The sequence below is a fragment of the Nitrosomonas eutropha genome, assembly GCF_003201195.1.
Classification (GTDB): domain Bacteria; phylum Pseudomonadota; class Gammaproteobacteria; order Burkholderiales; family Nitrosomonadaceae; genus Nitrosomonas; species Nitrosomonas eutropha.
Genome location: NZ_QICQ01000005.1, coordinates 31,415 through 51,877, shown reverse-complemented (window position 1 = coordinate 51,877; position 20,463 = coordinate 31,415). Strand labels below are relative to the sequence as shown.

At 45.3% G+C, this 20,463-nt stretch carries 13 protein-coding genes, 1 tRNA gene and 1 pseudogene; 8 read left to right on the top strand and 7 right to left on the bottom strand.

What is annotated here, in order from left to right; genetic code table 11:
- Positions 1-12: 12 nt before the first annotated feature.
- The 3 genes from nuoL (at position 13) to nuoN (ending at position 5,037) form a co-directional block, all read left to right on the top strand.
- A complete protein-coding gene (gene nuoL / locus C8R14_RS03010) occupies positions 13-1,959 on the top strand; it encodes an NADH-quinone oxidoreductase subunit L (protein WP_011634017.1) in 1,947 nt (648 codons plus the stop codon).
- 88 nt (positions 1,960-2,047) lie between these two features.
- Positions 2,048-3,529, top strand: coding sequence for an NADH-quinone oxidoreductase subunit M (locus tag C8R14_RS03005; RefSeq protein ID WP_011634018.1), 1,482 nt, complete (start codon positions 2,048-2,050; stop codon positions 3,527-3,529).
- Between the two features lie 62 nt (positions 3,530-3,591).
- Positions 3,592-5,037 carry an NADH-quinone oxidoreductase subunit NuoN gene (nuoN, locus tag C8R14_RS03000; RefSeq protein ID WP_011634019.1) on the top strand — a complete coding sequence of 482 codons (1,446 nt, stop codon included), beginning with the start codon at positions 3,592-3,594 and terminating at the stop codon, positions 5,035-5,037.
- A gap of 21 nt (positions 5,038-5,058) precedes the next feature.
- On the opposite strand, the gene C8R14_RS02995 is transcribed toward nuoN, so the two are convergent.
- The gene (locus C8R14_RS02995) at positions 5,059-6,159 is read right to left on the bottom strand and encodes a PQQ-dependent sugar dehydrogenase (protein ID WP_011634020.1); all 1,101 of its coding nucleotides are present in this window, start codon (positions 6,157-6,159) and stop codon (positions 5,059-5,061) included.
- A 106-nt stretch (positions 6,160-6,265) separates the two neighbouring features.
- On the opposite strand from C8R14_RS02995, the gene htpG reads away from it, so the two are divergent.
- The 4 genes and pseudogenes from htpG to C8R14_RS02975 all read left to right on the top strand — a co-directional run bounded on the left by htpG (position 6,266) and on the right by C8R14_RS02975 (position 13,101).
- The gene (gene htpG, locus C8R14_RS02990) at positions 6,266-8,188 is read left to right on the top strand and encodes a molecular chaperone HtpG (protein ID WP_011634021.1); all 1,923 of its coding nucleotides are present in this window, start codon (positions 6,266-6,268) and stop codon (positions 8,186-8,188) included.
- 336 nt (positions 8,189-8,524) lie between these two features.
- Positions 8,525-9,565, top strand: a complete 1,041-nt coding sequence (locus C8R14_RS02985) for a PD40 domain-containing protein (protein ID WP_011634022.1) — start codon at positions 8,525-8,527, stop codon at positions 9,563-9,565.
- Positions 9,566-9,704: 139 nt separating this feature from the next.
- Positions 9,705-10,245, top strand: a pseudogene (locus C8R14_RS02980) (IS5 family transposase); the annotation flags it as partial.
- 213 nt (positions 10,246-10,458) lie between these two features.
- Positions 10,459-13,101 carry an MMPL family transporter gene (locus C8R14_RS02975; RefSeq protein ID WP_011634024.1) on the top strand — a complete coding sequence of 881 codons (2,643 nt, stop codon included), beginning with the start codon at positions 10,459-10,461 and terminating at the stop codon, positions 13,099-13,101.
- A gap of 35 nt (positions 13,102-13,136) precedes the next feature.
- Here C8R14_RS02975 and C8R14_RS02970 read toward each other — a convergent pair whose 3' ends face one another.
- The 3 genes from C8R14_RS02970 to C8R14_RS02960 all read right to left on the bottom strand — a co-directional run bounded on the left by C8R14_RS02970 (position 13,137) and on the right by C8R14_RS02960 (position 16,309).
- The gene (locus tag C8R14_RS02970) at positions 13,137-13,787 is read right to left on the bottom strand and encodes a DedA family protein (RefSeq protein ID WP_011634025.1); all 651 of its coding nucleotides are present in this window, start codon (positions 13,785-13,787) and stop codon (positions 13,137-13,139) included.
- A 148-nt stretch (positions 13,788-13,935) separates the two neighbouring features.
- A tRNA-Lys gene (locus tag C8R14_RS02965) sits at positions 13,936-14,011 on the bottom strand.
- Positions 14,012-14,077: 66 nt separating this feature from the next.
- Positions 14,078-16,309: a VanZ family protein gene (locus tag C8R14_RS02960; protein ID WP_011634026.1), complete on the bottom strand. Its 2,232-nt coding sequence runs from the start codon at positions 16,307-16,309 to the stop codon at positions 14,078-14,080.
- A 278-nt stretch (positions 16,310-16,587) separates the two neighbouring features.
- On the opposite strand from C8R14_RS02960, the gene hemJ reads away from it, so the two are divergent.
- Positions 16,588-17,001 carry a protoporphyrinogen oxidase HemJ gene (gene hemJ, locus C8R14_RS02955; RefSeq protein WP_011634027.1) on the top strand — a complete coding sequence of 138 codons (414 nt, stop codon included), beginning with the start codon at positions 16,588-16,590 and terminating at the stop codon, positions 16,999-17,001.
- A gap of 21 nt (positions 17,002-17,022) precedes the next feature.
- Here hemJ and def read toward each other — a convergent pair whose 3' ends face one another.
- The 3 genes from def to ligA all read right to left on the bottom strand — a co-directional run bounded on the left by def (position 17,023) and on the right by ligA (position 20,463).
- Positions 17,023-17,556, bottom strand: a complete 534-nt coding sequence (gene def, locus C8R14_RS02950; RefSeq protein ID WP_041353457.1) for a peptide deformylase — start codon at positions 17,554-17,556, stop codon at positions 17,023-17,025.
- Complete coding sequence (locus C8R14_RS02945; protein WP_011634029.1) at positions 17,546-18,292, bottom strand: S-methyl-5'-thioinosine phosphorylase; 747 nt, start codon at positions 18,290-18,292, stop codon at positions 17,546-17,548. The genes def and C8R14_RS02945 overlap by 11 nt, the downstream gene beginning before the upstream one ends.
- A gap of 119 nt (positions 18,293-18,411) precedes the next feature.
- Positions 18,412-20,463, bottom strand: coding sequence for an NAD-dependent DNA ligase LigA (ligA, locus tag C8R14_RS02940; RefSeq protein WP_041353458.1), 2,052 nt, complete (start codon positions 20,461-20,463; stop codon positions 18,412-18,414).

Sequence of the window (20,463 nt, the reverse complement as noted above, 5' to 3'; positions counted from 1 at the left end):
TTGATACCTTAGATGGAAAATCTTTATTTACTAGTACCAGCGGCACCCTTGTTAGGAGCAATCGTTGCCGGGCTGTTTGGGCGACAGATTGGTCTGATAGGGAGCCATCGTGCGACGATTGCGTTAGTGGCACTGTCATTTATTGCATCTGTTGTAATTTTTATCGATGTATTACAAGGAAATCTTTATAACGGTAGTGTCTATACCTGGATGACATCAGGCGAGACTGTAATTGAGATAGGATTTTTGATTGATACGTTGTCAGCCACGATGATGATGGTAGTAACAGGTGTATCGTTAATGGTACATATTTATACTATCGGCTATATGCAGGGAGATCCAGGGTATCAGCGATTTTTTAGCTATATATCGCTATTTACGTTTTCGATGCTGATGCTGGTGATGTCAAACAATTTCCTGCAATTGTTTTTTGGCTGGGAAGCAGTCGGACTGGTCTCTTATTTGCTAATCGGTTTTTGGTACACTCGCCCGACGGCAATTTATGCCAATCTCAAAGCATTTCTGGTTAATCGGATCGCTGATATAGGCTTCCTGCTGGGTATCGCTTTAATACTGGCAAATGTCGGCACTTTGGATTACGAGCTTGTATTTACCCATGCGGAATACCTTGCATCCCGTACTATTGAAATCATGCCTGGTGAATCCTGGATGTTGATGACAGTAATATGTTTGCTGCTTTTCATAGGTGCGATGGGTAAATCTGCTCAATTTCCCCTGCATGTCTGGTTACCGGATTCAATGGAGGGGCCAACACCCATTTCGGCTCTGATTCATGCTGCAACCATGGTAACAGCTGGTATCTTCATGGTAGCTCGCATGTCTCCTCTGTTTGAGTTATCTGTTACAGTGCACTCGGTTATTTTTGTGATTGGTGGAATTACTACCTTGTTTATGGCGCTGGTAGCGGTAGTACAGAATGATATCAAGCGAGTCGTTGCGTATTCAACGCTATCCCAGCTCGGATACATGACGGTAGCACTGGGCGCATCTGCTTATTCAGCGGCTATCTTTCATCTTATGACGCATGCCTTTTTCAAGGCATTGCTGTTTCTGGGTGCAGGGTCCGTCATTATCGCCATGCATCACGAGCAGGATATGCGCAAGATGGGTGGACTTAAACGATATATGCCGATTACATTTGGCACCATGTTTGTTGCTGCATTGGCCAGTGCAGGAGTGCCAGGTTTTTCAGGTTTTTTCTCTAAGGATGCGATTATTGAAGGAATTCTCCTCTCGGAAATTCCTGGGGCAGGATTCGCCTATTTCTGCGCGTTAAGTACAGTATTCGTTACTGCGCTGTATACCTTCCGGCTAATATTCATGACTTTCTATGGCGAACCAGGTATGGATAGCCATACACGTGATCATTTGCGTGAATCCCCTTGGGTAGTGACGGTACCACTAGTTTTATTGGCAATTCCTACTGTGGCGGCTGGCTGGCTGATTGATCCAATGCTTTTTGGAGGTTTCTTCACTGAGGCTATTTATATAGATGCGCAGCATGATGTCATGGCCAAGATGGGCGAGAGCTATACAGGAATATTCGGCATGATGATACATGCTTTGACTGCCCCTCCGTTCTGGCTGGCGATGTCAGGAATTTTTACTGCCTGGTTTTTGTATCGTTATCAAACTGCATTACCCGGTAAAATTAAAAAACTGGCTAATCCGGTTTATGTTCTGCTTGATCGAAAATATTTTATTGATGAGCTGTACAGCTGGTTATTTGCGGGCGGTTTACGTACGCTAAGTACCGTGCTGTGGAAATATGTAGATGTGAAAGTCATAGATGGTTTGATGGTTAATGGCACGGCAAGAGCGATGGGTTGGTTTGCGATGGTGGGACGTCGCTTTCAGTCCGGGTATATCTACCATTATGCATTTAGTATGATTGTGGGTGTATTTGTTCTGATGAGTATATGGCTGTTTCCTTTTTAGGCTTCAGGGAATTGAAAACGGACTGAACTTCTTTCTGTTCTCTGGGATAACTAATACGCATTGAAATGCGATTTAAGACGAAAAAAACATGTTATTTGGATTTCCGCTGTTAAGTCTAATTATCTGGTTACCAATTGTTTCTGGTTTAATCGTATTTTTGATGAGTGACCGGAATACTCAAGCGGTACGCTGGGTTGCTCTGGCTGGATCTGTGGCCGGTTTCCTCGTAACACTTCCGCTTTATAGTGGATTTGATACATCCATGGGTTCGATGCAGTTTATCGAGCGGAATGTATGGTTTGAACGCCTCAATGTCTATTATTATTTGGGGGTTGATGGCATATCAATGCCATTAATTTTATTGAACAGTTTTACGACCCCGCTGGTCGTGATTGCCGGATGGGAGGTGATTCGTGAAAAGGTTTCCCAATATATGGGAGCTTTTTTGATCATGTCCGGTGTTCTCAATGGGGTGTTCGCGTCACTGGATGCCATATTGTTCTATTCTTTCTGGGAAGCATCACTGGTTCCAATGTTTATCATTATTGGAGTCTGGGGAGGGCCTAACCGGATTTATGCAGCTCTAAAGTTTTTTCTTTATACATTTCTGGGATCTCTATTGATGCTGGTGGCGCTGATTTATTTATATCAGGCTTCTGGTGGTAGCTTCTCAATTCTCGATTATCATCATCTTCCTATACCGATGGCCGCACAAATCCTTATTTTTATAGGATTTATGGTCGCCTTCGCGGTTAAGGTGCCGATGTGGCCAGTGCATACTTGGTTGCCGGATGCGCACGTTGAAGCACCTACAGGTGGTTCGGTAGTACTGGCAGCTATCCTGCTTAAACTGGGTGGATACGGTTTTCTCAGATTTTCTTTACCAATTACGCCAGATGCGAGTCATGAGTTGTCATGGATATTGATCGCTTTATCGCTGATTGCCATTGTATATATTGGCATCGTTGCGTTAATGCAGCGTGATATGAAGAAGCTGATTGCCTATTCTTCAGTTTCTCATATGGGATTTGTTACGTTGGGCTTTTTCCTGTTCAATCCTATTGGAATAGAAGGAGCCATGGTGCAGATGATTTCGCATGGATTCATTTCTGGCGCTTTGTTTCTATGTGTTGGTGTTTTATATGATCGCTTGCATACTAGGATGATCGCAGATTATGGTGGGGTAGTTAATAAAATGCCAGTTTTTGCTGCTCTTTTTATGTTGTTTGCAATGGCTAACTCCGGGCTTCCAGGCACCAGTGGTTTCGTAGGTGAATTTATGGTGATTATGGGGTCCATGGAAGTAAATTTCTGGTATGCATTTTTTGCTGCGCTGACATTGATTTTGGGGGCGTCTTACAGTCTGTGGCTATATAAAAAAGTTGTGTTTGGTGCCGTGGCAAATCCCAATGTCGAGGGAATGAAAGATATTTCCGCACGTGAATTTTTGGTTTTGGCTATCCTGGCGGTTGCAGTTCTAGCTCTGGGTATTTATCCGCTGCCACTTACCGAAGTTATGCATGTTACGGTTGATAATCTGCTGGAGCATGTTGCACGTACCAAGCTTTAAGATATTTAGCTAAATTTTTGGATAATAAAAATACTTTCCTGATCGGAAATTAAGGATTTTTCATGGATTTTTTGTTACCTGACTTCACACCAGCTTACCCTGAAATTTTCCTGCTGTTCATGATTTGCGTGATCATGCTTGCTGACTTGTTTGTAGGAGAAAAAAATCGGCTTCTGTCATTTTATTTGTCATTATTGACACTGGCCGGATGTTCATTCATTACGTATGACATATATAGCACAGAAGTTCGTTATACTTTCTCAGGCATGTTTGTCGGTGACGCAATGTCAGATACGCTAAAACTGATGATTTATCCTACTGTTGCGGCTGTGTTGATCTATTCCCGCGCATACATCAGTCTCCGGGGTCTATTGAAAGGGGAGTTCTTCAGTCTCACATTGTTCGCCACACTGGGTATGATGGTTATGGTTTCTGCAAGCCACCTTATTACCCTTTATCTGGGAATTGAACTGTTATCCCTGTCGCTTTATGCCATGGTAGCGTTGCAACGTGAATCGGCTGTTGCTACCGAAGCTGCCATCAAATTTTTTGTTCTGGGCGCACTGGCTTCCGGGTTTTTGCTTTATGGCATGTCAATGCTATATGGCGCAACTGGAACATTGCATATTTCGGAATTAACGAAGAGCATCCAACAAGGTACGGCAGATCATGACATCTTTATCATCGGTCTGGTTTTCGTTGTTGCCGGTATCAGCTTTAAACTCAGCGCAGTACCATTTCATATGTGGGCTCCAGATGTTTATGAAGGAGCGCCTACTGCAGTAACATTATTTATCGGGTCAGCACCTAAGCTGGCGGCTTTTGGTTTTGTTATGAGATTGCTGGTGGAGGGCCTGGGAGAGCTGGCTACTGATTGGCAGGGAATGCTGGTCTTGCTGTCAGTGGCCTCGATGGCGGTTGGTAATTTTGTAGCGATAGCTCAGCTAAATATTAAGCGGATGCTGGCTTATTCAACAATTTCGCACATAGGATTTGTTTTGCTTGGTTTTATTGCGATAGGAGAAAACGGCTACAGCTCAGCCATGTTCTATGTGATTGCTTACGTATTAATGACGCTGGGTGCATTTGGAATTATTATGTTGCTCTCCCGGGAAGGATTTGAGGCGGACAAGATCAGTGATTTTAAAGGTCTTAATCAACGCAGCCCGTGGCTTGCATTTATGATGTTGTTAATAATGTTTTCTATGGCGGGAGTTCCCCCCATGATTGGATTCTATGCAAAACTAGCTGTTTTCCAGGCTGTCCTGGAGGCAGGGTATGTCTGGTTAGTGGTTGTTGCAGTTATACTGGCGCTAATTGGTGCCTTTTATTATTTACGTATCGTCAAGTTTATATATTTTGATGCACCGGAAGATACTCGACCGATTTTATTCAAACCGGATGTCAGGATACTCATCAGCACAAACGGATTGGCCATAGTACTTCTGGGCATGTTCCCTCAGGCACTTATGGGTTTGAGCCTGTCTGCCATTCAAAACTCCATGTAAAAATCATGGCAGGTGGGAGAGTTATGGCTGATTATAGCTGATACGATAAATCACACCTGCCATATCATCCGTGATCAGCATCGCTCCATCCGCTGTTATTAGTATGTCAACCGGTCTGCCCCAGGCTTCGTTATCCTGCAGCCAGCCTTCCGCAAAAGATTCTTTTTTAGTAACCTTATTTGCCTCAAGCTGTACCCGTTCAATACGATAGCCTGTTTTTGTACTGCGGTTCCACGAACCATGCTCTGCAATAAAGATGTTGCCATGGTATTCAACGGGGAACATGGTGCCGGTATAAAATCGCATTCCCATTGGCGTGACGTGAGGATCAAGTTCAGCGGCAGGAGGAGTAAACTTATTGCAGTCATGTTTTGCCCCAAGTTTGGGATCAGCTACTTCTTGACCATGGCAGTAAGGGAAACCGAAATGCATTCCTTTCTCTGGAGCATGATTCAACTCATCTGGCGGAAGATTATCTCCCATCCACGCCCGACTGATATCGGTGAACCACAATTCCTTTGTGATGGGATGCCAGTCAAATCCTTCCGTGTTACGTACCCCTTTCGCGAATACTTCATAGTTTGTACCATCCGGTTTTATGCGTGAAATTAGAGCAAAACGATCCAGATCCGTTTCGCAGATATTGCAAGGCGAGCCAACAGAAACGTACAGCCAATCATCCGGACCAAACGCTATGTTTCTCCAACCGTGATAGGTTTCTTTAGGGTAATCAGTCGTTATAATGTGCGGTGGTGCTGGGTGATCGAGCGTATTTTCAATGTCATCAAAACGCAGGATTCTGTTAACCGATGATACGTATAAAGCACCGTCATGAAACGCTACTCCGGAGGGCATTTTGAGCTTGCTGGCAATAATGCGGACTTGGCGTTTTCCCTCGTTTTCTGTGATGGCATAGATATTACCTGCCGATTTGGAACCTACGAATACTGTTCCTTTATCGCCTAATGTCATGGCTTGTGCATCCGGTACATGTGCCCAAATACTGATTGAAAACCCGGAGGGTAGCTTGATTTTATCAAGTGGAAGCTCTAATTCTTGAGCATTAACTTGGAAGGTGACTGCACATAGCGATGCCGAAAAAACAAAAGATAAGAATTTCATACAATCGAACAAGTAAAAATTAAGAAATAGAGGTTTCGAGATTGAAGTAACTTGAAATCGGGAAACCTGATCCCACAATGTTAGCGCATTTTTTAAGGAGGAAAGTATGCAAACTGCAGAAAACGTCGAACACTTGAATTTTCAGGCTGAAGCGAAACAGCTTTTGAGGTTGATGATTCATTCCCTTTACAGTAATAAGGAAATTTTTCTACGGGAGTTGATTTCGAATGCTTCGGATGCCGCAGACAAACTGAGGTTTGAAGGATTATCCGATACGGCATTATATGAATCCGATCCGGATCTTAAAATCCGTATTGCTTACGATAAAGAGGCGCGTACTATCACGATCAGCGATAATGGTATCGGTATGTCCAGACAGGAAGTGATTGATAATATTGGTACTATTGCCAAATCTGGTACACGGGAATTTATTGATTCGCTGACAGGTGACCAAGCTAGGGATGCCAACCTAATTGGACAGTTTGGCGTAGGTTTTTATTCGGCATTTATTGTTGCGGACAAAGTAACGTTGACTACTCGCCGTGCAGGCCTGACTACTGAGCATGGAGTGCGCTGGGAATCCAGTGGTGAGGGTGAATACACGCTGGAAACCGTGGAAAAAAGGGATCGGGGTACAGAGGTTGTTTTGCATCTGCGTGAAGACGAGGATGAGCTGTTAAGCAGCTTTCAGCTGCGTTCTATCATCCGCAAGTATTCAGATCACATCACGCTTCCTATCATTATGAAGAAGGAGGTATGGGATGACGAGAGCAAGGCATACAAAATAAGTGATGAAGAAGAAACAGTCAATCAGGCCAGTGCAATCTGGGCACGGCCTAAAAATGAGATTACGCAAGAACAGTACGATGAATTTTATAAACATGTAGCGCATGATTTCGAGCCGCCGCTTGCTCATGTACATGCCAGAGTTGAAGGTAAGCAGGAGTATATTCAGTTGTTATATATTCCCGCCCATGCGCCGTTTGACCTGTTTGATCGCGAGCATCGTCATGGCCTCAAACTCTATATCAAACGTGTGTTTATCATGGATGATGCGGAGAAATTGTTGCCAGGGTACTTGCGTTTCGTTCGCGGCATTATTGATTCAAACGATTTACCATTGAATGTTTCCCGTGAAATCCTGCAAGAATCGAAAGATATTGACAGCATTCGTGCCGGCTCGGTGAAAAAAGTACTGGGGTTGATTGAAGATCTTGCAACGAGTGATAAGAGCGAGGATCAGGAAAAATTTAAAATCTTCTGGCGTGAATTTGGCCAGGTACTGAAAGAAGGAGTTGCGGAAGATTACAGCAACCGTGAACGTATCGCTAAATTGCTGAGATTTACTTCAACACATGATGAACAAGAAGAGCAGACGGTCTCGCTGGATGATTACATCGCCCGGATGAAACCAGAACAGGAAAAAATTTACTACATTACTGCAGATGGTCTGAAGGCAGCCCAAAGCAGCCCACATCTGGAAATATTCCGTAAAAAAGGGATCGAGGTTCTGTTGTTGCATGATCGTATTGATGAATGGCTGACAGCCAATCTAAATGAGTATGCGGGTAAATCTTTACAATCTATTGCCAAAGGTGATCTGGATCTAGGCAAGCTGGAAGATGAAGTAGAAAAGCAAGAGCATGAAAAGGAAGCAGGAGATTTTCAGGAATTAACAGCAAAAATGAAGGAAGTGCTGGGTGAGCTAGTCAAGGATGTCCGCATTACCTACCGTTTGACGGAATCGCCAGCCTGTTTGGTAGCTGATACACACGATATGAGTGGTAATCTCGGACGACTACTGAAATCTGCTGGTCAGAAAGTTCCGGATAGTAAACCGTTTCTGGAAATCAACCCGCATCATCCCATGGTTCAGCGCCTGAAATATGAAGAAGCCAAATTTGCTGACTGGAGCCATATTTTGTTTGATCAGGCATTGCTGGCCGAAGGGGGGCAGCTCGAAGATCCAGCTAGTTTCGTCAGACGATTGAATGATTTGCTGCTGCAAAATATTTTAAGCGGAAAATAAGATATCGAGGATTGGTTGTGCGCACACTATAAATTTGTCTAACAGTGTTTTTAAAATCCGGTTGTATAGAGTGAAAGCACAAGGTGCGCGAAGTTCAGCAACGAGATGTTACTCAAGGCAGTGCTTACCGTGCACTGCCTTGTTTTGCCTAAAAAAACCAACTTTAGAAGTATTCTCAAATAATATTGGCAAGTTTAGCGTGTTAATCTGAAGAGGAGAAATAGAGCGAACAGCGGTTCTATTTCTTTATCTTGACACTCCAGTAATTCATCATATACCCTCCTAATCTCAAAAAGAGAACGATTGGTTTACTTTTGTCCGGAGAGGAGAAGCAGAATGAGAGATAACTCTGTTATAAAACTTTGTTCCACACTACCGATTCTAATGCTGGCCAGCAATCTGGCTTATGCCATGCCTGGTATGCATGGAGCAGAAGGTGTAGCTGAGCCACCAGCCGCATCAAAAAGTATGGGGGCTCCTATTAACTCGCCCGGTACTGAAATAGAGATAACCTACAGTGCGGATGGCAAAACAGCTATTTTCGTTTCAACGCGCGAAGGTAGTATCAAATCACCGGGCAGTGCCTATAACTTTGATATATGGATGTCTCATAATATAGATGGTATATGGCAGGAACCTGTTCATCTTGGCCCCGATATTGATCCGACTGTAGGCCCTAATATCAATACTACAGCCTGGGAGTTAGAGCCAAGTCTTTCAGATGACGGAAATGTTATTTATTTTACGAGATATGAGCCGGACAACCTGTTGTCGGGGGATCTTTATGTTGTTCAGAGAGTGAACGGCGTATGGCAAGCACCCAAAAACTGGAATGATGTGCCGGAGCTTCCCAGTATCAATACATCAACTGGCGAAGAACACTGCCCGATTATTGCCTCTGATAGTCTAATTTATTTTAACTACAGCCAGCCTGGGGTAACTCAGGAGAGTGATATCTGGAAAGTTGAGAAAAAAGATGGTGTATGGCAAAAGCCGGTAAGCTTGGGATCGAAAATAAATTCTCCGCAGCGCGACCACATGCACTGGACTGGCTTGTCAAAAGATGGCAAAAGTCTGGTTCTTACCAGTATGCGGACAAATCTGGGTTCGCGGGGCGGGCATGATATGTGGATTGCTCATCAGGATGAAAAGGGTGAGTGGCAAGAGCCGGTCAATCTTGGTGATGTTATCAATACCTCGGGAGAAGAAATGTGCTGGACTTTTACGCCCGATGGCAAGAAGTTTACCGGTAGCTGGGGACCACAAGGTACGTTTGATACGGATATCCACTGGATAAGCAAAGAAGATATTCCTTTGTTAAAAACATTCGAGCCGATGGGACCTCCACCCAATTTACTTATCAACAGCAACGGCTAAACAAGCTTGCCTCTGGTTTTTCCAAGCGGGCCACTTTTCAATAATACAGAGAGCTCCAAATTTATTTGGGGCTCCCTGTACAAATACTTCAGCCTGAATATCGGTATGTGTGAACTCCTCAATTTCATCAAAACTGTTGCGTGACGAAGATATTTGGGAAAAATTGCTGGAAATTCTGATGGATGATCTGGATTATGAATAGCTGATGATTGATGCTAGCCACTGTAAAGTTCATCCACATGCCAGCGGAGCCAGAGGTGGCAGGATATGAGCTGGACAAAAAGGGACTCAACACCAAAATATATCTGGCCGTGGATGCGCATGGTATGCTGGTCAAAATCCTTGTTACACCAGGTGTCACTACTGATTGCACGCAAGTTAGGTACCTGATTGAAGAAGTTGGTGCAGATTACCTGTTGGCAGATCGTGGCTATGATAGTAATGCAATCATTGATCTGGCGAAAAAACAGAAGATGGAAATTGTTATCCCGCCCAAAAAGGATCGAAAGATAAAAACGTCTAATGATAAAGCGCTGTATGAACTGAGGCATCTTGTCGAAAATGCTTTCCTTCATTTCAAAAGATGGAGTGGCGTTGCCACAAGGTACGCCAAAAACACCTCTTCTTTCCTTGCCGCCGTACAAATTAGATGTATCACCCTCTGGGCGGGTGTCTCGTGACCACGATGTCTGGGATGTGGCTCACATTTTCCTGAAAATATTTTTCCACTGAATATTTGCTATCCATCTTATCAATATTCAATATTCAATATTCACTTTGAACCCCGATAAAAGACAGGATCAATCTGTATGTTTATCAAAACTGCACTAAAATACCGCCCGGTATGAAAGATATGAAATGCAGCATTTGATTTGGAGCAATAGCGGAAAATAATGGAATCTTCACATAGTAGAACCTATAAGATCTTTGCCTCTTGTACCAGCTTCTGCTATCGCCATGCTCTCTGGGTTTTATTAATCTCATTTATTTTTGTTGCGATAAGCGCGGTATATACCACTCGTAATCTTGGCATGAATACTGATACAACGGATATGCTTTCTGAGCATTTGCCGTTTCGTATCAACAGTGAAAAGTACGACCAGGCTTTTCCTCAGGACACGAATATTCTGTTGTTGGTACTCAGTGCTCCTACCCCCGAGCAGGCTTATTCCACAGCACACCGGCTGGTAGCACTCCTGAAAAAAGATAACAAAAATTTTTCCGATGTTTATGCGCCAGGCGTAGAAGATTTTTTTGGGCGTAACGGATTGCTCTATGAAGATATTCCTCAACTGGAACGCATCACGGATCATTTGGCTGAAGCTCAGCCGCTGATTGCGCAAATTACCCGGAACCCCACACTGCACACATTTATCACGCTACTCACGCAAGCGACTGATGAATTAAACAAAGGCCAGCACCTGGAGTTGGAGTCGGTTTTCCAGGGAGTGAGCGAGACTATCGATGCACAGCTTACTGGCAAATCGCGCCCCCTATCATGGCAGACATTATTTCGTGGCGAACCGTTAAAGGCTAGTTATCAGGAAATAATTATTGTCAAACCCATCCCGGACTATTCAGAGCTGCTTCCGAGCAAGCAACCTGTTATGGCGGTGCGCGCAGCCGCAGAAGAAGCAGGTTTGACCGACGACGGGCCAATTCAGTTGCGTATTACCGGGGACATGGCGTTGGCTGATGAGGAACTCAAGAGCTCGCTGGATGGGATGGAAATTGCCGGGGTCGTTACATTCATCATGGTGGGTGCAGTACTTTATTCGGCTATGTATACGGTTGGTATGACTATAGCTGTACTGATTTGTCTGGTGGCGGGTTTAGTGCTGACAGCCGCGTTCGCAACGGTTGCTATTGGTCAGCTGAATGTGATTTCCATTGCTTTTGCGGTGTTGTATATCGGCCTGGGGGCAGATTTTGCTATTCACTTTCTGCTTCGTTATCGGGAAATGCAAGAAAGTGGTTTGCTCACAAAAACCGCTGTATATCGGGCGGGTGGCGAAGCCGGGGTTGCGCTGACTGCCTGTACGGTTGCAAATGCCATTGGCTTTTATGCATTCATCCCCACCAGTTACAGCGGAGTGGCAGAGCTTGGGATTATCTCAGGTACGGGCATGCTGATCAGTCTGGTGGTTACTTTTATTGTCGGATCGGCACTGCTGCGCTATTTATCGGGGCAATCAGCTGTTAAACCCAACGGCAGGAAAATGTTGGGTAAAGTACTTGAGGTTTCGCTGAAGTGGCGAAAATTGACACACATTTTTGTTTGTTTAGTGTTGTTGTTGGCAGCAGTATTGTGGCCACAAATCAGGTTTGACTATAACCTGCTCAATATGCAGGATCCAAAGGGGGAGGCTGTTCAGACTTTCCGGGAATTGCTGGCATCACCCGATCATTCACCGTGGTATGCGGTTGTGCTAACTGAAGATCGCAATGAAATTCAACAGTTGAAAGAAAATCTGAGCAAACTGCCAGAAGTAAGTAAAGTGGTTTCAATTAAGGATTTTGTGCCATCCGAGCAGGAAGAAAAGCTGGCTGCAATTGAAGAAATGTCACTTATCATCGGCCCGGAACTGTCAATGACAACGCCATCCGCGGTTAAGCAAACAGCATCACAACAACAGCAGGTGCTCGCCTCTCTGCATGCTACGTTAGAACGTTTTACTGTGGGTTATCCAGATTCCTCCATTTTAGCTTCTGCATTGGCACTCAGGAATTCAGTGGGATCGTTGCTTCACCGGCTAAACAAGGCAGATCCGGATGAGCAGGATAAATTACTACAGTTGCTGGAAGAAAACCTGCTGTCCACACTGTCTGTTGCGCTTCAGCGTTTATACAATCTGATTGAAGCTACTCCTTTCGGTGAACAGGAGCTGCCCGTGCCACTGGCCAGTCGCTGGCACAGTCATACAGGGGAATATCTTGTTGCCGTATATCCGTCTGATGATATTGGTGATAATGAGTCATTGCGCCGTTTTGTCAGATCGGTGCAGCAAGTGGCACCGCATGTAACCGGGATACCTGTAATCAGTCTGGAAGCAGGCAATGCGGTAATCGATGCATTTATTCAGGCATTCTCACTGACTTTTGTGGGGGTGGTAATTGCGCTTCTGCTCATGCTGCGCAGCATAAAATATACCGTACTGGTATTGATTCCACTGTTGTTATCCAGCATATTTATCGGCATTTTTACTGTCTTGCTGGATACACCATTCAACTTCGCTAATATCATTGCTCTACCACTTTTGTTGGGTCTGGGGATTGACAGCAGCTTGCACATGGTACATCGCAGCATGGATAACCAGGTTGGCAGCGAAATTTTGATCCATACCAGTACGGTACGAGCTATCTTTTACAGTGCGTTGACCGCGCTGGTTGATTTTGCCAGCCTCATGTTTTCACCACATAAAGGAACGGCCAGCATGGGCACGTTGCTTACCGTCGGGCTGGCATTTACCCTGATCTGTACGCTTGTTATTCTGCCTTCTCTACTGGGGAATTCCAGCCGACGGATGGCATCATGAAGTCCTCATTATCCGGCATGTTTGAACAGGGCAGGTCAACCTTGGTCTGGTTTGTTCTTTCCGTAGCGATGTTTAAGGTATTCAATTACAGGTGGGATGATCGATAAAATAATGATCGCAACAATAACCAGCTTGAAGTTTCTTTGTATAAATGGGAGTTGCCCAAAATAAAATCCAGCGTAAACAAATATCCCGACCCACAGCGCAGCACCAATGATGTTGTAAGTAAGAAAGGTGCGATAAGGCATAGTGCCAATACCGGCCACAAATGGAGCAAAAGTACGGATGATAGGGATAAAGCGCGCGATGATAATCGTTTTGCCACCGTATTTGAGATAAAAGGCATGCGTCTTATCAAGATGCTCCTGTTTAAGGAAGCGAAACTTCTCCGGGGTAAAAACCTTTAGCCCGAATTCTTGACCTATCCAGTAATTAAGGCTGTCACCCAAAATACCAGCCAGGCATAACCCGGCAAACAGGATATGGGGATTAAGCTGTGATCCTTGTATCGATGCGAGTGATCCTGCAGCAAACAGCAAGGAATCACCAGGCAAAAAAGGAAATACAACCAGCCCGGTTTCACAAAAAATGATCAGAAAGAGAATGCCATTGACCCATATTCCATATTCCAAGACGAGCTCCCGCAGGTGGCTATCAATATGGATAATGAAGTCGATAAGAAACATGGGCAGGGGGATATGGGTTTGTTGTGGAGAACGAGGTTACGGTTTGTAACAATCAGTGCAAGAATACCGCACCAGATTACCTCGAAGCATGAATAAATCTGAACAATAAAAAAGGCACTTGCCCATTTTCTGACCAAGTGCCTGTGTCTGGTAGGCCGTGCGCGATTCGAACGCGCGACCAACGGATTAAAAGTCCGCTGCTCTACCGGCTGAGCTAACGACCCGAAGGCGGCAATTATACCAATTCATTCCTCATTGGGGAACACTTTATCGTGATTAGAAGAAAGTGATCACATATATTGCCGGGTTATTCTGCTGAAACTGCGTATGCCTGAGCTGATAATGATAATGAAACCGGTTTGTACCAGGCACCAGCGGGTAAATAATTCTGCTTCGGGCAGAATTTGCTTACGATCAGGGCCAAGCAGAAATTGGGGGCCGGAAAAAATATATCCATATTTATGCACTTCGGACTCCAGCCCAAGAGAGAGTAGCCACCATCCTATTGGCAGCATTATGAGGGATAGTACTATCCCTAAGATCCATTCCATAACGTTACCGGATAGATTGACAAGTATGATGGCGTTAACGCAGAGAACAAAGAGTAGAACGTAAAGATAAAAACCTCCTCCCATACCTATGGCACCAGTGCGGGCGATTAACTCATTCAGGTTGTCAGTTGAGGACCAGCTAAAGGTGATGGTTTTGGCCAGCCAGAGCCAGGGTAGCGCGCTGATAACCAGAATAAGCATTTTTCTTGTGACTTGTGCACGCTGTTTACGTAGGCTGAAGAAACTGATAATCAGCGCCAGAAAGATGACAAGGGGTGCATACAGCGCTGTATAGCGAACTGGTCTTTCCAGTGTGGAAATCAATGTTGGCCCAAGCCATTCAAAGATATGTCGCCAGCCTTCCCCCCAGATGTCTTTGTTAATAACGAACCAGTAAATATTGTTCGATCCAGTGATATCGGCAATACTTTCCTGGGTTACGCTGATTGAAAGTAACCCCAGGCTGATAAGACTGACTGTGAGTACCCATCCTGGCAAGCTTATAAAGGGTCTGGTGCTGGAAAGTATTCTGGAGCTGATCCATGCGGCTCCTGCTCCGATCCATAGTAGTGTCAGAATAAAAATGAATATAAATAATATATTGCCATCAAACAGAAATAGCTCTTTGAGGTTGTAAGGTATTTGGGGCAAGTGCAAGATCAGCCAGAGCAGGCTTGTAGCTCCCATTGACAAAAGAATTACGGGAATCCATGCACTGAATAAAGACAGATTTGTAGGGGAATCAGTCCGGTGAGAGTGGGGTGTGAATGGAATGGGCTTGTCCGGTACAGGGTTAGCTATGGGATGAGGTATTTCAATACGGCACTCAAGTTGTCTGGATTCACCCAACCCCCATGCAATCAGTCCGATCAGTAGTGGCTCGGTAATATCTGCATTACGCCCTAATAACGCCATTTGAATCAGTTCGATGACTATCGACCAGAAGACCAGTGCCAGGACTATGCCACGAAAATTTCCACCGGTATATGGAGCGAACCATAACAGGGCAGAATAGATGTAAAGAGACAGAACCAATGCCATAGCATTGGTAAGCATGGAGCCCTCAAGCATGGTGGCGAAGGGGATAAAATTGAAAGTGCCACCTATCGTGAAGGAGAAAGGTGTCAGGGCATGAATAGTCCAAGCAGTCAGTAGCGACCAGAAAGCGACGACTATCCTGGTGTGTGGACTGGTTTTCAGTAACAAAACGCTTGCCAGATAACCCGCCAGTAACCCCGATATGGTTGATGTGTCAAGGAGCTGATTTACAATCGTAATTTTTCCGGCCAGAATGAATAGTAGTGCTCCTGTCAGCCAGACTAGGGGTTTTGGGGCCAGTAAAGAAAGTATGCTTCCGGCTGTTATGATGCTTGCTGCATGTATCCAGATAGAGGAGAAACTGAAGTCAAGTGTTTGCAGGGGTTTGACAGCATCCTTGAATTTTTGCCAGTCCAGGGATGGAACGAGAGGTAATAATTCACTGCATAACCAGAGCAATAATATTGCTAAAGGGATGGCAGCCTTGCCACCCGGGAAAGACTGCCTGCCTGGCCATAATAAGGATATCTGTTTTATCAGGACACTTACTCCGATTCCTGTGAACAGGCCTGTTATGTTCCAGAATACATCCACTAATGCTGCGGATCGGGTAGGTAACCATATTTGCAGGATTTGTAGAATCAGTGAGAATATAAAGCTGATTATGGTTAATAACAATAAACCGGGTATCTTGTTTTGCGAGTGGATTACTCGTTCTCCGGCAATGCCAAGCGGGAGAAATAGTACGATATTGCCTAATATGTCACCGATGGACGTTGTCCATCCCGGATTTATAAAAAATTGTTCAAGTGCTCCAGGAGCGGCGTGTGTGAAATTTCCTGGGTAAAGTGATCCATAAGTGATAAGTAGGACGAGAACAGTCAGTACTTTTGTGCTGAAGGATAAATGTCTGCTGCTATGGCTGATTATCATGGGTTTTTATCCGGTATTTCGTGTCTGTTATCTGCCGCAGATTTCAGTGATTCAGATTCAGGTTATAACGTTAAAACATCCAGTTCTTTTGCAGTAGCCGGGTAGACAATTCTCTATAATTATTGGAGTGTACGGTCATATCAAAAATCTCTGGATAAATATGAAATGTTTCTGTTTGTGTAAAATAATTATCCGGATTCAAGGGCAAGCGATCGTACTGATTACTTAAAACTTTTCCGGTCCCTGACTTCTTCTGATTTTAAACCTGATATTTCACAATGCTCTGGATTAAATCGTTACATATCATTTCTATGGTGACCTGGTTTGCCGGGTTGTTTTATTTGCCCAGGTTGTTTGTTTATCACGCCATGTGTACGGATGAGGCGGGCATAGATCGGTTCAAGGTAATGGAGCGCAAGCTCTATTATGGCATTATGACCCCAGGTGGGTTATTGACGATCATTTTTGGTTCGTGGTTATGGCTTGGTTACGGTTTTTCTGGAGGGTGGCTGCACACCAAGCTGGTACTGGTGGTTTTGCTGATCGCTTACCATTTCTACTGCGGGAAGTTGCTGGTCGATTTCAAGCATGATCGTAACCGGCATGGCCATGTTTACTACCGCTGGTTCAATGAATTGCCGGTACTGGCGCTGTTTGCGATTGTTATCTTGGTTGTGGTCAAACCTTATTAACAAGGTAGTGCAAAGAATGAATCAGTCTTCTGCGATTGTCTGGCCTGGGAATAGTGTATCGGTATAACCGAATTTTCGCAGATCATTGATTCGCATAGGATAGAGTATCCCATTCAGGTGGTCACATTCATGCTGTACCACGCGCGCATGAAACCCGGCGACTGTTCTGTCGATGGGAGTAGCGGTTTCATCCACCCCCTGATAGCGTAAGTGAGTGTAGCGGGGAACCAGTCCGCGCATGCCCGGAATACTCAGACAACCCTCCCAGTCTTCTTCCTGTTCTTCGGTCAATGGGGTGAGTATGGGGTTGATCAGCACGGTAAATGGCACACTTTCAACATCCGGATAGCGCGGAGAGTGTTCTATCCCGAAGATGACTACTTGCAAGCTTATGCCGATTTGCGGGGCAGCGAGCCCGGCGCCATTGAGTGCAGCCATCGTATCTTGCATGTCCTGCAATAATTCTTTGAGTACAGGTGTGTCAAATTGCTCAATTCTCTGCGCAGGCTGCAACAGGCGTGGGTCCCCCATTTTTAATACGGGTTTAATCATCATTATTCCTTACCAGATGCTCCAATATATTTCTGACATTCATCATCGCATCTTCCAGTGCCTTGTGCGCAGCTTGCAGCGGGATAGCTTGTTTGCTTTCCCCGCGTCCGGCTGCATGATTAGCAATGGCGGCAATGGTCGCGTAGGAAATACCTAATTCCCGCGTGAGAATTGCCTCCGGCATACCCGTCATCCCAACTATATCTGCCCCATCACGTTCCAGACGATTGATTTCTGCTGCTGTTTCAAATCTGGGGCCCTCGGTTGCAGCATAAACACCTCCATCAATAACTGATTCACCCGCATCCTGTGCAGCCTTTAGGAGACAGTCGCGTGCAATAGGGCAATAGGGTTGTGTAAAATCTGTATTGGTGATGGCTTTGTCAGATCGATCATGAAAAGTAGCTTCCCGGCTATGGGTGTAATCAATAATCTGGTCAGGAATGACGATTTTTCCAGGTTCCATATCTTTACGGATACTGCCAACTGATGTAACAGCAATGATTTTTTTGACTTGCTGGGTATGCAGTGCCCAGATGTTGGCACGATAGTTGACCATGTGCGGCGGAATGGTAATACCATGGCCGTGCCGGGACAGAAAAACAACTTCGTGCTCGCAGATCGTGCCAAAAATCAATGAACCGGACGGTTCTCCATAAGGGGTCCTTATGACCTGACGATGGGTAACTTCTAGGCCGGCCAGTTTGTTCATACGTCTGCCGCCGATAATTGCAATCATATTGATCCTGATGGTAATAAGTTATTTTTTTACACTTATATTATAACTGGCTACGTACGCGTAATACGCGTGCAAGAGAAGATAACTGCAATCAAGAAGATTGTTATTGATCAATTACCTTACTGTTGTGCACCTGTCGAGATATTTTGCAGCAGTGACAGTAGCTGATCTTCATCCAGTACAGAAATGCCTAACCCGATTGCTTTAGCGTACTTGCTGCCGGGATCTGATCCCGCAACGACATAACTGGTGGCAGATGAAACGCTGCCGGTTACCTTGCCGCCTTGTTGTTCAATTTTGATTTTGGCCTGATCGCGCGTCATGGTTGGCAAAGTTCCGGTCAGAACGAAGGTTTTACCGGAAACAGCTGAATTGGTTTGTTCTGATTGTTGTACGCCATGGTTTGGTATTTCCCACTGCAACCCGCTATCAAGCAGTTGTCTGATCACTTCCCGGTTATGTGCTTCAGAAAAAAAATCTATAATACTTTGCGCAACTATCGGGCCGACATCCGGGATTTGTTGTAACTGTTCAATATCCAGAGTCATCAGCTGATCGAGATGGCTTGCCTGGTTAGCAAGCGCCTTGGCAGTCGCTTCACCAACATGACGAATACCCAGCGCATAAATAAAACGCGGCAACGTAGTTTTTTTGCTGTGTTCAATTGCGGTAACGAGGTTGCGTGCGGATTTTTCAGCCATGCGTTCCAGGCTCGCGAGCGTATCAATGTTCAGTTTATACAGATCGGCAGGGGTATGCACCAGTTCGCGGTCAATTAATTGATCAATCAGTTTTTCCCCCAATCCATCAATATCAAGGGCACGGCGGGAAGCAAAATGCCAGATTGCCTGTTTACGCTGAGCTGGACAATATAAACCTCCGGTACAGCGGGTCACTGCTTCACCTGGTAGACGTGCCGCTTTTGATCCGCATACCGGGCAATGATCCGGCATGATGAACGGTTGGGCGTGCGCAGGGCGCTGTTCCGGTATTACCGCCACCACTTCCGGGATGACATCGCCCGCCCGGCGCACGATGACGGTATCGCCGATCATGATCTGTTTGCGTTGAACTTCATCTTCGTTGTGCAGAGTGGCATTGGTAACTGTTACTCCCCCCACAAATACCGGGGCCAGGCGTGCAACCGGCGTCAGGGCACCGGTTCTTCCCACCTGGATTTCGATTGTCAGTAATTCGGTACTGGCTTCTTGCGCCGGGAATTTATGTGCAATAGCAAAACGGGGAGCACGTGAGACATAACCAAGTGTTTCCTGTTGCGTCAGATTATCGACTTTGTACACCACACCGTCAATTTCATAGGGAAGGGATAAGCGTAAGGCACCCATTTCATGGTAATAGGTTAATAGTCCAGCCACGCCCGTTGTCGTACCATTTTGCTGCGCCACCAGAAACTGTTGTGATTTAAGATAATCTAGTATTTCGCTATGTTTGGAAAAAAACGGCTGATCTTTATGAGAGAGCACGGCATCATAAGCAAAGAAAGTCAGTTTGCGTGCAGCGGTGATATTGGAATCCAACTGACGTAGCGAGCCGGCAGCGGCATTACGTGGATTGGCAAAGAGCTTCTCCCCCTTGTTTCGCTGTTGTTCATTGAGATGCTCAAAGTCTGCTTTCAACATAACCACTTCGCCACGTACCTCGAACTGATCAGTGACAGTGGCTGTCTGCAGGCGCAAGGGTATGGATGGAATTGTGCGCAGATTCAGTGTGATATCTTCCCCGGTATAACCATCTCCCCGGGTGGCTCCGTTTGTCAATATTCCATTTGTATAAACCAGGCTGACAGCCAGTCCATCAAATTTGGGTTCAACTGCGTAGTTAACCTGATCCACATTCAGCGCTTCACGAATGCGCTTATCAAAGGCAATGGCCTCATCTTCTGTAAAAGCATTGGTCAGTGACAACATGGGTGTCTGGTGAGTGAGCCGAGCAAATACTTTTAGCGGGGGAGCACCCACCCGCTGGGTAGGTGAATCCGGTGTGATCAGATGCGGATATTGCTGTTCCAGTTGTTGCAAGGTGCGAAAAAGCTTGTCGTAATCTGCATCTGGAATAATTGGCGCATCCTGCACGTAGTAATGAAAGTCATGCAACGCAATGGTTGAACGTAATGCTTTCAGGCGTTCTTCAATTATTTTTTCGGATTCCAT